General features: G+C 68.9%; 12 protein-coding genes and 1 pseudogene. 7 read left to right on the forward strand and 6 right to left on the reverse strand.

Annotated elements, in window-relative coordinates; translation table 11 throughout:
* Positions 1-15 precede the first annotated feature (15 nt).
* Positions 16-726 carry a DUF484 family protein gene (locus ACETK8_RS00555; RefSeq protein WP_374037656.1) on the forward strand — a complete coding sequence of 237 codons (711 nt, stop codon included), beginning with the start codon at positions 16-18 and terminating at the stop codon, positions 724-726.
* A complete protein-coding gene (locus tag ACETK8_RS00560; protein WP_374039444.1) occupies positions 708-1,637 on the forward strand; it encodes a tyrosine recombinase XerC in 930 nt (309 codons plus the stop codon). Before ACETK8_RS00555 ends, ACETK8_RS00560 begins: the two co-directional genes overlap by 19 nt.
* Here the strand turns inward: ACETK8_RS00560 and ACETK8_RS00565 are convergent.
* Positions 1,634-1,969 (reverse strand): hypothetical protein, encoded by a 336-nt coding sequence (locus ACETK8_RS00565; RefSeq protein WP_374037657.1) that lies wholly within the window; start codon positions 1,967-1,969, stop codon positions 1,634-1,636. The genes ACETK8_RS00560 and ACETK8_RS00565 overlap by 4 nt on opposite strands.
* 132 nt (positions 1,970-2,101) lie before the next feature.
* Here ACETK8_RS00565 and ACETK8_RS00570 point away from each other — a divergent pair, with 132 nt between their 5' ends.
* The gene (locus tag ACETK8_RS00570) at positions 2,102-3,121 is read left to right on the forward strand and encodes an aspartyl protease family protein (protein WP_374037658.1); all 1,020 of its coding nucleotides are present in this window, start codon (positions 2,102-2,104) and stop codon (positions 3,119-3,121) included.
* 138 nt (positions 3,122-3,259) lie between these two features.
* Here ACETK8_RS00570 and ACETK8_RS00575 read toward each other — a convergent pair whose 3' ends face one another.
* The 5 genes from ACETK8_RS00575 to ACETK8_RS00595 form a co-directional block, all read right to left on the reverse strand.
* A complete protein-coding gene (locus tag ACETK8_RS00575; RefSeq protein WP_374037659.1) occupies positions 3,260-4,051 on the reverse strand; it encodes an SDR family oxidoreductase in 792 nt (263 codons plus the stop codon).
* A gap of 175 nt (positions 4,052-4,226) precedes the next feature.
* Entirely contained in the window at positions 4,227-5,654 is a 1,428-nt protein-coding gene (gene lpdA, locus ACETK8_RS00580; protein ID WP_374037660.1) for a dihydrolipoyl dehydrogenase, read from the reverse strand.
* Positions 5,655-5,769: 115 nt separating this feature from the next.
* Entirely contained in the window at positions 5,770-6,276 is a 507-nt protein-coding gene (locus tag ACETK8_RS00585; protein ID WP_374037661.1) for a hypothetical protein, read from the reverse strand.
* A gap of 68 nt (positions 6,277-6,344) precedes the next feature.
* A complete protein-coding gene (locus ACETK8_RS00590) occupies positions 6,345-8,279 on the reverse strand; it encodes a PAS domain-containing sensor histidine kinase (RefSeq protein ID WP_374037662.1) in 1,935 nt (644 codons plus the stop codon).
* Between the two features lie 209 nt (positions 8,280-8,488).
* Positions 8,489-11,335 carry a TonB-dependent receptor gene (locus ACETK8_RS00595; RefSeq protein WP_374037663.1) on the reverse strand — a complete coding sequence of 949 codons (2,847 nt, stop codon included), beginning with the start codon at positions 11,333-11,335 and terminating at the stop codon, positions 8,489-8,491.
* A 247-nt stretch (positions 11,336-11,582) separates the two neighbouring features.
* Here ACETK8_RS00595 and ACETK8_RS00600 point away from each other — a divergent pair, with 247 nt between their 5' ends.
* The 4 genes and pseudogenes from ACETK8_RS00600 (at position 11,583) to ACETK8_RS00615 (ending at position 14,883) form a co-directional block, all read left to right on the forward strand.
* Positions 11,583-12,689 carry a phytase gene (locus ACETK8_RS00600; RefSeq protein WP_374037664.1) on the forward strand — a complete coding sequence of 369 codons (1,107 nt, stop codon included), beginning with the start codon at positions 11,583-11,585 and terminating at the stop codon, positions 12,687-12,689.
* A 30-nt stretch (positions 12,690-12,719) separates the two neighbouring features.
* Positions 12,720-13,121, forward strand: a complete 402-nt coding sequence (locus ACETK8_RS00605) for a hypothetical protein (RefSeq protein WP_374037665.1) — start codon at positions 12,720-12,722, stop codon at positions 13,119-13,121.
* A 472-nt stretch (positions 13,122-13,593) separates the two neighbouring features.
* Positions 13,594-13,857, forward strand: a pseudogene (locus ACETK8_RS00610) (hypothetical protein); the annotation flags it as partial.
* 9 nt (positions 13,858-13,866) lie between these two features.
* Positions 13,867-14,883 (forward strand): tyrosine-type recombinase/integrase, encoded by a 1,017-nt coding sequence (locus tag ACETK8_RS00615; protein WP_374039445.1) that lies wholly within the window; start codon positions 13,867-13,869, stop codon positions 14,881-14,883.
* Positions 14,884-14,898 lie beyond the last annotated feature (15 nt).

Consider the following 14,898-nt stretch of genomic DNA (forward strand, 5'->3'; position numbering starts at 1 on the left):
GGGAGGAGCGTCGCCGTGAAGTCGAAGGACCAGACCGCAGACCTGTTCGCCGCCAGTGAACTCCACTGGCCCGACGTCCGCGCCTGGCTCCAGGCCAACCCCCAGACCCTGCTCGACGACCGTTCCCTGCTGGAAGAGGTCGGTCTGAAGCCGCATGGCCGCAACGTCGTCGAGTTCGGCCGCGCCGCCCTGACCCGGCTGGAAGAGGCCGCCGAGCGCGAGGCGGACGCCCGGAAACACATAGAATCGGTCGCGCGCGCGAACTTCGCCGCCCAGACCCAGACCCATGTCGCGGCTCTGGACCTGATGGAGGCCCGCAACCACTCCGACCTCGCCCGTCGCCTCGATGCCGTGGCTCAGGGCCGTTTCGGTCTCGCCGGCGCCGCCATCGCGCTGGAGAAGCCCGGCGGCGTGCCCTTCGGCTGGCGCGGTCTGGAGACCGGCGGCGTCGACGCCCTGCTGGGCGATCACGGCCTGACCTGGCTCGGGCCGATGTTCGAGGGGCTGGATCTGTTCGGCCCCAATGGCGAAGAAGCGAAGTCGGTGGCCCTGATCCGCATGGCCCCGCATCTGGGCGGCGAACGCCCCGAAGAGGCCCGCCCCGCGCTGTGCGCCTTCGCCTCCTCTGAGGAAGAGGGATTCACCGCCGGCATGGGCTGCGAACTGGTCGCCTTCATCGCCCGCGTCGTCGAACGCACGGCCGAGCGCTGGCCCATCCTCAATTGACGGCCTCCGAGGCCCTCTCCGCCTGGCTGGAGCATCTGGCGCACGAGCGGCGTCTGTCGCCCCGAACGCTGGAGGCCTATGGGCATATCGGCCGGCTCTATCTCGGCTTCCTCGAACGCCATCGCGGCGGGCCGCAGAGCTTGGCCGATCTGGGCGGGGTCACGGCCGCCGAACTGCGCGCCCATCTGGCCGAGCGGCGCTCAGGCGATCATCCGCTGAATGCCCGGTCGCTCAGCCAGACCCTGTCGGCGATCCGCACCTTCCACGTTTTTCTCGACCGCCGTTGCGACACGCCGGCACCCCAGCTGGCCCTCGTGCGTGGGCCGCGCGTGAAGCCCTCCCTGCCTCGGCCGGTCAGCGCGGATCAGGCCGTGGGCATTCTGGCCGAGCCGGGCCTGGATCCGGACGCCGAAGCTTGGGAGGCCCTGCGCGACACGGCAGTGCTGTCGCTGCTCTACGGCTGCGGCCTGCGGATTTCGGAGGCGCTGAGCCTGACCCGCGCCGACGCCCCCCTGCCGGAAAGCCTGCGGATCACCGGCAAGGGCGGGAAGGCCCGGATCGTGCCGGTCCTGCCCGCCGTGCGCTCGGCGGTGGATGCGGCCCTGGCCGCCCAGCCCTTCCCGCTGGAGCCCTCGGACGCCCTGTTCCGCGCCCGGCGGGGCGGCCCGCTGAGCGCCCGGCACGTACAGGCGACGGTGCAGACGCTGCGAGGCCGGTTAGGCCTGCCGGCCTCGGCGACGCCCCACGCCCTGCGACATAGTTTCGCGACCCATCTGCTGGGGGCCGGAGCGGACCTTCGCAGCATTCAGGAACTGCTGGGCCACGCCAGCCTGTCGACGACCCAGAAATACACCGCCGTCGACGCGGCCCACCTGCTGGGCGCCTACGCCTCGGCCCATCCGAGGGCCTAGTCGCGCGGCGTGGTCACAGGCGCGGCGGGCGTGCGACGCGCCTCCCGGCCAATCGCATCAGAGCCCGGAACGCGATAGTTCACGATGACCGGCGCGGGGCATCCGTTCACGCGGCGATCCAGAAGGCGATAGTGGGCGACCCGCGCATCCCCGTCCCGCCACATCAGACTGCCTCCGACGGTGGGGTCGCCCGCCTGCCGGATCTCACTCGCGCAGCCGAAACCGCTGTCGCCGAGGACCCGCATGCTGGCCGAAGGCGCTGGAGGCGGCGGCGGGGCCGACGGGATCACGGTCTGGGGCGCGGCGGCCAGAAGGAGCAGGATCGACAGCATCGGAACCTCCATACAGGCCCCCAACCTACACCCTGCGGCTGCATTTCGACATGACCAATCCGTAATCCGGTCCCACTAGGCGGGACCGCGCCGCCGTCATAGGCTCGTTGCAAACGCCGCGGGGAGGCGGCCATGATCGAGCGGACGGCGCAGAAACCGGGAGAAACCCGGCGCGAGGGTCTGGACCGACGGCGGATGCTGGCGGGGAGCGCCTGTCTGCTGGCCGGCGCGGCGGGCCCTGTCTGGGGCCAGGCGGCGTCGCAGGATCCGCCCGCGCCGCCGCCCGAAGCCCTGTCCCTGTCTTCCAATCTCTTGACCCGGATGGCGGCGGTCGTGCGGATCAACCAGAGCCGCCCCCTGCTGTTCGTCGTCGACACGGGGGCGGAGCGGACCGCCATCGCGCGCGACCTGGCCGAGACCCTGGCCCTGCCGGCGGGTCCCCATGTCACCGTCCACGGCATCACCTCGGCGGAGGTGACCCCGACCGCCCTGGCCGACAGGCTCTATTTCGGCCGTCGGCGGTTCAACGACCTGGTCCTGCCGGTGTTCGAGCGGTCCCTGCTGGCGGCGGACGGCCTTCTGGGCCTCGACATCCTGTCCCAGTTCCGCCTGTCGATAAACCTGCTCCAGCGCACGGTCACCCTTTCGGCGTCGGGGCCGGCCTTCTTCGCCAGCGGCTCGGCCTCGGTCATCCCCACCCGGCTGTCCAGCGACACGCGGGCGCGGGTGGAGGCGTCGGGCCAGCTGATCCTGACCAACGCCATGGCCAACGGCGTGCCGGTCCAGGCCTTCGTCGACAGCGGGGCCCAGTATTCGATCGCCAACACCGCCCTGCTCAGAGCGATCGGCGGCCAGGTCGGCCCGCGGCCCATCCCGCTGTACGGCGTCACGGGCCAGACCATCGACGCCTATCCGGGACGGCTGGATGCGCTGCAGATCGCCCGCCGCCAGCTCGGCCCGACGCCGGTCCTGTTCGCCGACCTGCACGCCTTCCACACCCTGGGCCTGGGCGAGCAGCCGGCCCTGCTGCTGGGAGCCGATATCCTCTATCGCTTCACCCGGATCGAGCTGGACTATGCGTCCCGGCGCATGGGTTTCGGCGGGTTGCGGCGCGACGAGAGGCCGGTCCCGCCGGACGGAAGCGGACTCTAAAACACCGTCCGAAGCGTCCGAAGAGTCCGAAGCGTTCGGATGGCGACCGGACGATCCGGGCGGACTGACGGTTTCAAAGACCCGCGCGGCAGATAGGTCCGAAGATCGGAGACCGCAAGAGACGTCGAGGAATAAATTCTATATCGCCCGCACCGATCCGCCGTCCAGCCGCACCAGCGACCCGGTGACATAGGCGGCCAGCGGGCTGGCCAGGAAGGCGGCGACGGCGCCGAACTCCTCGGTCGTGCCGACGCGGCCGACGGGGATGGAGACGACCGAGTCCGCCCGCGCCTGTTCCGGGGTCTTGCCGGTGCGTTCGGCGGCGGCCCGGTCCAGCTTGTCGATGCGCGGGGTGTCGATCCGGCCGGGCAGGAGGGTGTTGACGGTGACGCCATCGGCCGCGACCTCGCCGGCCAGGGTCTTGGCCCAGGCGGCGATGGAGGCGCGGAGCGTATTGGAGACGCCCAGGGTCCCGATCGGCTCGATCAGGGAGACCGAGGCGACGTTCAGGATCCGGCCCCAGCCCGCCGCCCGCATGGCCGGAAGGACCCGGTCGGTCAGGCGGAAGACCGACAGCACCATCTGTTCGAACTGGGCGCGCCACAGGTCGGGGTCGAGGCCCGCGACGCCCGAGGGCGGCGGCCCGCCGGTGTTGTTCAGCAGGATCTCAATGGGGCCGCCCAGCAGGCCCTCGGCCGTATCGACGGCGGCCAGCAGGGAGGCGTGGTCCGCCAGGTCGGCGGGGACGATGACGGCGCGGCCGGTCGCCGTGGCGTTGATGCCGTCGGCCACGGCCTGAAGCTTTTCGGCGTCACGCGCCAGGAGGGCGACATGGACGCCTTCGGCCGCCAGGGCCTCGGCCACGGCGCGGCCCAGACCACTGGACCCGCCGCAGACAAGGGCGCGTTTGCCGGTGAGTTTCAGGTCCATGAGAGGCTCCTGGTCTCCCTCCCCCTCGGGGGAGGGTCGTCGCGAAGCGACGGGGTGGGGAGGACAAGGCGACGCAAGTCAGGTCTGTGGGGGTTCGCCTTGCCGCCCCCACCCGGTCTCCGCCTTCGGCTCCGACCACCCTCCCCCGAGGGGGAGGGAAAAGCCGGTGCGTGCCTTACGCCTGCATCGTCCAGCCTTCGACGCCCATGGCCGCCTGTCTGACGGCTTCCGAACGGGTCGGGTGGGCGTGGCAGGTGCGGGCGATGTCTTCCGACGAACCGCCGAAGGCCATGGCGATACAGGCCTCGTGGATCATCTCACCGGCTTGCGGGCCATAGATGTGCACGCCCAACACCTTGTCGGTCGTCGAGTCGGCCAGGACCTTCACGAAGCCTTCGGTCTCGTGGTTGATCTTGGCGCGCGAGTTGGCGCTGAACGGGAATTTGCCTTTCTTGAAGGCGACGCCGGCGGCCTTCAGCTGCTCTTCCGTCTTGCCGACCCAGGCCACTTCCGGACCGGTGTAGATGACGCTGGGGACCAGGTCGTAGTCGACGTGGCCCGCCTTGCCGGCGATACGCTCGATGGCGGCGACCGCGTCTTCTTCCGCCTTGTGCGCCAGCATCGGGCCGTGGGTCACGTCGCCGATGACCCAGATGCCGTCCTTGCCGGTCTTCAGGTGGTCGTTGACCAGGAAGCCGCGCTTGTCGGTTTCGATGCCGACCGACTCCAGACCCAGGCCCGCCGTGTAGGGGCGACGGCCGATGGCCACCAGGACCACGTCGCCGGTCAGGGTCTCGGCGGCGCCCCCGGCGGCGGGCTCGAGCGTCAGAACCACGCCGTCCTTGGCCGCCTTGGCCGAAGTGACTTTCGTGCCCATCTTGAAGGTCATGCCCTGCTTGGTCAGGCCGCGCTGGAAGGCGGTGGCGACCTCGGCGTCCATGCCGGCGCCGACCTTGTCGAGGAACTCCACGACGGTCACTTCCGCGCCCAGACGACGCCAGACCGAACCGAGCTCCAACCCGATCACGCCCGCGCCGATGACGATCAGCTTCTTGGGGATGGCCGGCAGGGACAGGGCGCCGGTGGAATCGATGATCTTGCCCTCGACGAAGTCCACGCCCGGCAGGGGGGTGGGCTCCGAACCCGTGGCGATGACGATGTCCTTGGCCGTCAGGGTCGTGACGGTTCCGTCGGCGGCGGTCACCTCGACCTTGCCGGTCCCGACGATCTTGCCCGTACCCTTGATCCAGTCGGCCTTGTTCTTCTTGAACAGGAACTCGATGCCCTTGGTCAGCTGACCGACGCTGTCGGCCTTCTGCTTCATCATCTGCGGCAGGTTGACCTTGGGGGTTCCGACCTCGATGCCGAGCGTGCCGAACTCCTTGTTGGCGACCTCGAACAGCTCCGAGGCGTGCAGCAGGGCCTTGGACGGCATGCAGCCGACGTTCAGGCAGGTGCCGCCCAGCGTCGGGTTCTTCTCGACGCAGGCGACGCTCAGTCCCAGCTGGCCCGCGCGGATCGCGGCGTTGTAGCCGCCGGGTCCGCCGCCGATCACGACGACATCGTAGGAAGCGGTAGCGGGAGCGGGAGCGGCGTCGGCCATGGGAACCTCTGTTGCGGGCGCGGACGGGGAGTCGGCCGCTGTCCTAGCGTCTGACCTGATCTGGTCAACCACTGTGGCGGATATGGGGTGTCCCGCCGTCTCCGGCGAGGGGGTGTCAGACGGCGAGTTGGCCGGTGACGCGCCGTCGCGGCCTCCGGCGCGAGACCGCGACGATGATGACGCCCACGACCAGAAGGACGCCCAGAACCAGCCAGGTCGGATCGACGGGCAGGCCCACAGGCGCGACCGCCTCGGCCGAACGCTGGGCGATCTCGCCGCCGCCCCCGTAGGTATCGGCCTGAATGGAGGCGTTGGCCGGTCCCCCGCTGGAGCGGTCGATGGCCAGGCGCAGGGCCGCGTCGGCGAGGAAGCCGAGGAAATAGGCCACCGCCGCTCGGGGATTGCCCGAACCCAGCATGATGGCGGCGATCAGATAGAGGACCACCGCCCCGATCCAGAAGACGGCCTGGGGGATGCCGCCGCCGGCCTCGACCATGGCGGAGGCCCGCTCGGTCGCGACGGACGGCTCAGCCCCCTCGAAGAAGGGGGACAGGAACGGCCAGGCCAGCCAGCCCGCATAGCCGATGACGGCCAGGACGAGGACGAAGCGCAGGATCTTCATGGCCGGGCCTCCGAACGCGGCGAAACGACGTTCGTTAACCTAACACGGCCTTCGGCCAAGCCAAGCGTTCAGGCGGCGCTTTCGATGTCGGCGGGTGCGGCAGGCAGGGTCAGGGTCGCCTCGGCGCCCTCCCCCTCGGCCCCGGTCAGGGTCAGGGCGCCGCCCGACTGGCGGGCGAAGGCGTGGACCTGGGCCAGACCCAGACCGGCCGCCCCGTCGCGGGTGGTGAAGAAGGGTTCGATGGCGCGGGCGGCGGTGGCCGCATCCAGCCCCGGCCCCGTGTCGCGCACCGTCAGCCGGGCGCCGTTCTCGCCGAGCGCCTCCAGCCGGACGGCGACCGAACCGGCGCCGCCCAGGGCCTCGACGGCGTTACGGACCAGGGCCTGGACCGCGCTTTCGAAGCCGACCGGATCGACGCGGACGGGCGCCTCCGAGGACGGCCCCTCGATCATCAGGTCCACGCCCGGCCCGGCCAGGGCCCGCAGACGGCTCTCCATGGCGCGCAGCAGGACCCCGGCGTCCAGCACCTGGGCGTGAGCCTCCTCCCCTTGCGAGAAGGCGGACAGACGACGGGTCAGGGCCTCGCCGCGCTGGCCGGCGGCCAGGGCCGCCTGGCCCAGACGCTTGACGCGCGCCGGGTCGTCCGAGGACTTCAGCATCATGTCGAGCGCGCTGGTCATGACGGCCAGAAGCGCATTGAAGTCCTGGGCCACGCCGCCGGTGAGACGGCCGACGCTTTCCAGACGGCGCGAGGCCTCGTTGCCCGTCTCGATCTGGGACAGGGCCTCGGCGCGGGCCTGTTCGGCGGCCTTCGCCCCGCGCAGGCGTTCGGCCTCGACCGCATGGACGATGCCCGCGCGCGCGGCCTCGGACTGGCCGCGGGCGGCCTCAAGTTCCGCCGTCAGGGCCGCCTCGCGTTCGCGCGCGGCGTCCAGTTCGGGGGTCAGGTCGGCGACAGGGGCGACTTCGAGGGCGGCTTCCGCGACCTCGACCGGCTCGATAGCTTCGGCCGATCGCTCGAATTCGGCGGTGTTTTGAGCGTCGATGGTAACGGCCGGATCGGTTTCGATCTCGCTGTTCGCCACGACCGGATCGCCGGCCAGAAGCAGGGCGTCGACGGTCTCTCCGGGGATGCTGAGCGGCAGGATGCGCCAGGTCACGCCGGTCTCGCCGCCGAAGCCGGAGACGATGCCGTCGGCCTCGCCCGCCGGGGCGTTCAAGGCCGCGCGCAGGGTCTGGCGACCCTCGACCCGCTCGGCCTCGCCCAGGAACTGGTCGGCGAAGTCCGCGCCGATGATCTCGTGCGTGCGGCCGAACAGGGTCAGGGCCGTGGGGTTCACCTCGCGGATGATGCCGTGGGAGGAGACCACCACCAGGGCGCTGGAGGCGACGTCGAACACCCGCCGCGTCAGGTCGTCGGCATAGGGGATGGGGGCCGCCGGTTCCGGCTCGAGCGGCGCGGGCGTGGCCAGGCCCTCGGTCTCCACGATGGCGGCGGTCGAACCGATGATCCGGCCGTGGGCGTCCTCGATCGGCATGGCCGTGACCGAGACCAGCATCTTCTTGCGGGCCGAGGGATTCATGAGGATGTGCTGGAAGCCCTTGACCGTCTGGCCGCGCAGGGCCCGAGCGGAAGGCAGGAGGTCCGGCGGCACCGGACGGCCGTCCGGATAGGTGATGCCCCAGGTCGCCGAGTGGAACCGCAGGCCCAAGAGCTCGGCGTCGCGGCGGCCCATCAGGCTGTGCGCGGCGCGGTTGGCGAAGACGAATTTGCCGCCCAGGTCGGTCTGGACCAGGGCGACGGGAATGGCGTTCAGGGTCTCGTACAGCCGCGTCTCGGCCGCCTCGCGGGCCCGGGACACCGCGCCCAGCTCATCCGAGGTCGAGACATGGCGGGTCCGGTTCGCGATGGCGAACCAGATCGCGATCGCGGCCACGACATGGCCGCCGATGGCCAGCGCGCCGAGGATCAGCGTCCAGTTGACCTCGCCTTCCATGAACATCCGCAATCTTCCCGTCTTGGCACGCGGTTGACCCGCCTTTCCCACGCCGATGCAAGCCCGGCGCCGCTCGGCGTCCCAAGGCGGTTACGGCCTGGCCCCACGCCGGTCCAGTCGCATTCACGCGATGCCTGTTGAACGCCGTGTGAACAAACAAAAAGGGCCGGACGTCGCCGCCCGGCCCCTCTCGATCGGATACGCTTTCCGGCCCCTTAGAGCTTGAAGCGGATGCCCGCGAAGACGTTGTAGCCGAACTTCTCGTACTCATAGGTCCGCTCGCGCGAGCCGTAGTAGCGGATGCCCGCCTCGTCGGTCAGGTTCTTGGCCTCGCCGAACACTTCCACGCCGTTGCCGAAGGCGTAGCTGGTCGTGAAATCCAGCTGGCCCCGGCCCTCGACCCACATGTCCAGGCCCGGACGGGTCGCGTCGATGGCTTCTAGGAAGTCAGAGCGGCGGGTGTAGGACACCCGGGCGCTGAAACCGTGGTTCTCGTAGAACAGGGCGGCATTGTAGGTCGTGTCAGACTGGCCCGGCAGGACGAAGGTGTCGCGTCCGGCGTAGGCGGCGGCGGTTTTGATCTCCGCGTCCGTCAGCGTGTAGTTGGCGAAGACGCCGAAGCCCGAGGCCCACCCTGGCAGGAAGTCGAACGTCTGCTGCCAGTTGAACTCGATGCCGGCCAGATAGCCCTCCGGGGCGTTGATCGCCTCCGAGTAGATCGCCGTCGTCAGGGTGGGGGTCGTCGGATCGCTGAACGGCGCCGAGGTGTTCAGGGTGAAGCGGTAGTCCGACAGATCCTTGTAGAAGGCGTTGACGGAGACCACGCCCAGCGGACGCATATAGTATTCCAGGCCGGCGTCGAGGTTGTTCGAAAGGGCCGGGGCCAGGTCCGGATTGCCGCGGGCGAAGGTCACCGTATTGCCCTCGGTGGTCTCCAGGACGCGCGGGACGATCTCCGAATACTCCGGCCGCGAGATGGCGCGGGTCAGGGCGAAGCGACCAATCAGGGCATCCGAGAAGGCATGGCGCAGTGTCAGGTTCGGGAAGAAGTCCGTGCGGTTGTCGCCGACCGTTGTAAGGACGCCGACCGTGCCGTTGCGCGGCACGACCAGGGCCGAGCCGTCATAGCTGGTCTGCTCGACCCGCACGCCGACCAGCACGTTGGTGGCGCCGATGTCGAACCGGGCCTCGCCGTAGCCGGCCATGATGTCTTCCTGAACCTCGTAGTCGGCGCTGATCGACTGCGGCAGACGGCGCGAAGCCGCGTTGGTCGAGGCCCCGCGAATATTGTTCAGATAGGTCAATGCCAGGTCGTGATCGAACTTGACGCCCAGGTCGTAGTCGTAGTTGCGCGACGGCCGAGTGCTGAGCAGCGGCGCCAGCGGACCCGGATTGACCGGCGCGGTGTTGGTACGGTCGCGGTAGCGCTCTTCCTCGGCGGTGACGTCGCGGGTCGCGTACTTTGCGCCGAACTTCAGCGTCACGTCACGTCCGCCGATGACCGTGGGCAGTTCGTAGTTGGTCCGGAACGAGACGTCTTCCTGCACGGTGTCGTTGGTGCGGAAGGTGTTCTCGCGGAAGGTATAGCTGGTCGGCGTCGAGTAGAAGCCGCTGCCCAAGGCGCTGTAGGTCGGCAGGTAGCTGTTGGTGGCGTCATAGCTCAGGTTGACCGCAGACGACCGGTAAACCAGTTCGTCGCGGTTCGGATAGGTCTGCTCGGAGCGCGCCCAGGCCAGGGTCGCGTCCCAGACCGCACCGTTGCCGAAGGTGTATTCGCCACCCGCGTTCAGGGTCGCGATCTCGTTGTTCTGTTCGCGATAGCGCAGGGCTTTGTGGATACGTGCGCCGTTGAACGTGCCGGCACGATCGGTGAGCCCGGCCTGGGGCGTGCCGTCCGAATAGGTGAAACGCAGGGTGTCGCGATACTCGCTGTCATTGAACTGGGCGTAGGAGCCACGCAGCCAGGCGCGGGCCTGGTCGTTCGGGCGCCATTCCAGAGCGCCTGTCAGGGCCTGGCGGGTGCGCTGGGTCTCATAGTCCTTGAACAGGGTTTCTTCGATATAGTAGCGGCCGAAGGTGGCCGGCACGGCCGCATTCGTGCCGAGCGTCCAGGCGTTCTCGAGGTTGTCCGGGCGACGGTTCGTTTCGGAGTAGCTCAGCGACAGCAGGGCGCCGAAGGTCTGGTCCGGGCCGAAGACATTGGAGATGGTCGCGCCGGCGCGGGTGTCCGAGCCGCCGTAATCGTTATAGCTGCCGCCGGCGTAGCCGCTGACCGCCAGGCGGCGGTTATCGAAGGGCGAGCGGGTGTTGATGTTGACCGCGCCCGCGATCGAGTCCGCGTCCTGGCTGGGCGACAGGGTCTTGGACACTTCGACGGTCGAGACGATGTCGCTGGGCAAGGTATCCAGATCGACCGCGCGGGTCGTCGGCGACACGGCCGGAACGGCGACGCCGTCGACCGAGACGGCGGTGAAGGCCGAGGGGGCGCCGCGAACGTTGATGTAGCGGCCTTCGCCCTGGTCACGCTGGATGGCGATGCCCTGCACGCGCTGCAGCGATTCCGCGACGTTGGGGTCCGGGTAGCGGCCGATGGCGTCGGCCGACAGGACATTCACGGTGCCGGCGGCGTTGCGCTGCTGGTTCAGCGAGCGGGCGATGCCGTCGGTGATGACGCCCGTGACGACGACGTCCTCGATATGGTCGCCGCCCTCGGCGCCCGATCCGACCAGGATTTCGACCGACGTGGCCGAACCGGCGGCGACGGTCACCGACCGGGTCGAGGTCGGCAGGCCCAGATAGCGGATCTCCAGGGTGACGGCGCCGGCCGACAGGCCCGACAGGCTGAACACGCCCTGGGTGTCGGTGACCGCGCGGCGGCCGGTCTGGACGACGACGACCTCGGCGCCGGGCAGACCCGCGCCGTTGGCGCCGTAGACGCGGCCGTGAAGGGTTTCGCCCGAGACGGGCGCCTCGGCGACGAGCGCCGAGCTTTCGGCCGCCGAGACGGCGCCGGCGAAGACGAGCGGCGTCATGGCGACGCCGAGAAGAAGAGCCAGTTTCATTGCATGATCCCCGAGGCCCGGCGACATTTCGCCTTGGACCGACGGGGCGTCCGCTTAGCTTGGCGCCGCAACGCGCCCGCGACGGTTCCGCGACACCGGTTTCTCGGTTTCAAAGCCCGAGTGTGACGGTCGATCCGGGACCGGACGGAGCGTCACCGTACTGACGCAGGACCGTCGTCATCGCGCCGTTGACCGAACGTCGCACCGCGTGGTCTGCGCGCCCGACCCGAGAATTGTGGAGCGCCCCATGCGCCGTCCGTCCGCCCTGTTCGCCGCCGCCTCGCTGAGCGCGCTGCTTCTTTCGGCCTGCGCCACCCACGAGGTCGACTATCAGGGCGAAGGCGACGGCGTGATCGGCGCGGGCGTTCGGGTGCAGGCGACGCTGGAGACGCCGTCGGTCGGCACGGGCGGTGGCGAGGACGCGGCCGACGATCCGGCCATCTGGGTCGGCGAGCGGCCGGTCGTGGTCATGGGCAAGACGACGCCGGGATTCGTCGCCGGCACCGACAAGAAGGCGGGCCTCTATATCTACGGCTTCGACGGGAGCGTGCTGCAGTTCATGCCCGAGGGCCTGCTGAACAACGTCGACGCCGTGGACCTGAGCGTCTCCGGCCGGTCGCAGGTGGTGCTGGGGGCCAGCGACCGCACGCCGGGTCGCACGGGCGTGTCCCTCTACATCTTCGATCCGACGGGCACGGGCCAGAACGGGGTGCGACCCTGGGGCGCGATCCAGACCGATGTGGTGGAGCCTTACGGCTTCTGCTTCGGCCGTCGCGGCGACGAGGTTCACGCCATCCTGGTCGGACACGAGGGCGAGGTGCGCCAGTTCGTCCTGAGCGCCGATGCGAACGGCCGGCCGGTCTCGCGCGAGGTGCGCCGGTTCGAGATCGGCTCGATCTCCGAGGGTTGCGCCGCCGACGCGGAAACGGGCGCCCTCTATCTGGCCGAGGAGAATGTCGGCGTCTGGCGCTATGGGCTGGACCCGGCGTCGGGCGATGCGCGCACCCTGATCCAGGGCATCGAGACCGACAGGCTGGTGGCCGATGCGGAGGGCCTGACCATCCTCGCCGACGGCGAGGCGCGCTATCTGATCAACTCCAGCCAGGGCGACAGCGCCTTCCCCGTCTGGCGCATCGACGGCGCGGCGCCCGTCTACATGGGCTGGTTCGTGGTCGAGGACGGGGTCGTGGACGGCGTCACGGGCACCGACGGTCTGGCGGCTCTGGGCGGCCGCGTCTCGGACGCCTTCCCGGAAGGGCTGGTCGTGGTCCAGGACGACGTCAACGACGTGGGGACCCAGAACTTCAAATATATCGACTGGCGGGTCATCAAGGCGGCGCTCGGGATCGATTGATCCGGCGGGCGGGGGGCGTAAGCTGTCGGCATGAACGACGACCTCGACTCTGAAGACGGCGGCGGTTTCGACGCCGAGGACTGGACGCGGCTGAAGGCCTTCACCGGCCGGGTCGCGACCCTGGATGACGTCCAGGCGCGTCGGGCCGTCTTCGCGCTGGGCGACTCAGAGGATCCGCAGGTGCTGGACATGGACCTGCCCCAGCCGGTCATCTGGTGGGACGACGACGGCGAACAGGGGGCGGTCGCCGTCCAGGCCGAGGTCCACCCCGGCGCCTTCGGCGAACCGATGGAGGTGCTGGGTCTGATCCTGCCAGACGGCGACGCGGTCGTGGCCCTGCTGGACGACGTCGATCTGGTCGACGACACCGATCCGCATTGGCGCAGGCTGGTCGATGAGGCCATCGACCCGAACGCGGCGGATGAGGACTGAGGAAGCTTCAGCTCTTTCTTTCGTCATCCTCCGGCGAGCGTAGCGAGACCGGGGGATGCAGCGGCGCGCGAGAGCGCGAACCTGCCGCGTACACCGTAGCCCCCCGACATCCTGCCTGAACAGATCGCCTTCGGCGCCGCTGCGTCCCCCGGTCTGCGCCGCCAAGCGGCGGCTTGCCGGAGGATGACGAAAGAAAAGGTGTGAAGCCGGAAAGCAAAAAGGCCCGGTCTTGCGACCGGGCCTCTTGATCTCGACTGGAGCGGGCGAGGCGATTCGAACGCCCGACCCCAACCTTGGCAATGTTGGGGATCAACATTTCCGGGCTTTTCAGGACGTTCCAAAAATCAGCTTTGCATATTGTTTTACATAGATTTTCTTGTTTATCCGGTTACGGAGCGTTTCGCCCGGTTTCACTTGAGTTGGTAGCGGAGTGGTAGCGGTGGCTCGGAAATGAGCGTATATTTCTATCACCATGACGAAGCAAAAACTCACCAAGCGCGTGGTTGAGAGCGCGCCCGTTCCGGAGACCGGCGAGGGTCGAATCTGGGACAGCGAGATCGCAGGCTTCTGCCTCCGGATCTATCCTGGGACCGAAACCGGACAGGGCCATGCCGCCAAGCCTGTCCGAAGGATGTTCGCCATCAAATATCGGGTCCGCGGGATCCAGCGCTGGCTGACGCTCGGCGAGCATGGGGATGGGCCGGACAAGCTCACGGCGGATCGGGCTCGCAAGGAGGCGGCGTCGGTGGTGGTCGATGCGCGGCGCGGCATCGATCCCGGCGAAGCCCGCAGGCGCATCGAGGGCCTCACCGTCAAAGGCCTGGTCGAGCTTTATCTGGAGAAGGGGCCGGACGACAAACCGACCAAACGGGATTCGTCATGGGCCATGGACCGGACGAACCTCGAGCGCCACGTCGTGCCCCTGCTTGGGAAGATGGCGCTTGATACGGTCACCCGCGACCACATCACCGGGATGATCCGATCGATCACGGCCGGGAAGACCGCCAAGGATGTGAAGACCAAACTCCGTGGTCGGTCCATCGTCAAGGGCGGGGCAGGCATCGCTGACCGCACCTATTCCACCCTGCGCGCGACCTTCAACTGGGCGATCGACAAGGGGCATTTCGCCGGCCCGAACCCCTGCGCCAAGGTCGAACGAAAGCTCCGACCGGCGGTCGAACGCTTCCTGTCCGAGTCCCAGGCTCAGGATTTGATCGCCGCACTCGACGCCCTGGAGGCGGATGCGACGATCTCCGAACGGCAGGGCGCGGTCTATCGGCTTCTGCTTCTGACAGGCGCGCGCCGCAACGAGATCGCGGGCCTGCGGTGGACGGAGGTCGACTTTGACCGGCGCCGGCTCGTGCTACCGCCGAGCCGCACCAAGGCGGGCGGTCGCACGGGGGATCGTCGGATCTCGCTCAACGACATGGCCTTCGGAATCCTGCAGCGTCTCTACAAGACCCGCGGTCGAAGCCAGTTTGTCTTTCCGGCCACCAAGGGCGACAACGGATATGCGACCTCCGAGTCCAAGATCTGGCGCGACAAGGTGCTCCCGAAAGCCAAGCTGGAAGGCGTCCGCATCCACGACCTGCGCCACAGTTTCGCAAGCTTCGCCCTGGCGGACGGGGCCAGTCTCCCGATGATCGGCAAAGCGCTGGGACACGCCAACAGTCGCGCCACGGAACGGTATGCCCATCTGAGCGACGATCCGGTTCGGGCGCTTGCAGAGCGGATTGGTGAGCGATTCAGTCCCAAGACCTGAAGGAAACATTGGACG

Source organism: Brevundimonas staleyi, assembly GCF_041893865.1.
GTDB lineage: Bacteria > Pseudomonadota > Alphaproteobacteria > Caulobacterales > Caulobacteraceae > Brevundimonas > Brevundimonas staleyi.

Excerpts from the sequence above, each read along its gene's own strand:
- ACETK8_RS00565 (WP_374037657.1), bottom strand. The coding sequence starts at position 1,969 with ATGCTGTCGATCCTGCTCCTTCTGGCCGCCGCGCCCCAGACCGTGATC.
- ACETK8_RS00570 (WP_374037658.1), top strand. The coding sequence starts at position 2,102 with ATGATCGAGCGGACGGCGCAGAAACCGGGAGAAACCCGGCGCGAGGGT.
- ACETK8_RS00575 (WP_374037659.1), bottom strand. The coding sequence starts at position 4,051 with ATGGACCTGAAACTCACCGGCAAACGCGCCCTTGTCTGCGGCGGGTCC.
- lpdA (WP_374037660.1), bottom strand. The coding sequence starts at position 5,654 with ATGGCCGACGCCGCTCCCGCTCCCGCTACCGCTTCCTACGATGTCGTC.
- ACETK8_RS00585 (WP_374037661.1), bottom strand. The coding sequence starts at position 6,276 with ATGAAGATCCTGCGCTTCGTCCTCGTCCTGGCCGTCATCGGCTATGCG.
- ACETK8_RS00590 (WP_374037662.1), bottom strand. The coding sequence starts at position 8,279 with ATGTTCATGGAAGGCGAGGTCAACTGGACGCTGATCCTCGGCGCGCTG.
- ACETK8_RS00595 (WP_374037663.1), bottom strand. The coding sequence starts at position 11,335 with ATGAAACTGGCTCTTCTTCTCGGCGTCGCCATGACGCCGCTCGTCTTC.
- ACETK8_RS00600 (WP_374037664.1), top strand. The coding sequence starts at position 11,583 with ATGCGCCGTCCGTCCGCCCTGTTCGCCGCCGCCTCGCTGAGCGCGCTG.
- ACETK8_RS00605 (WP_374037665.1), top strand. The coding sequence starts at position 12,720 with ATGAACGACGACCTCGACTCTGAAGACGGCGGCGGTTTCGACGCCGAG.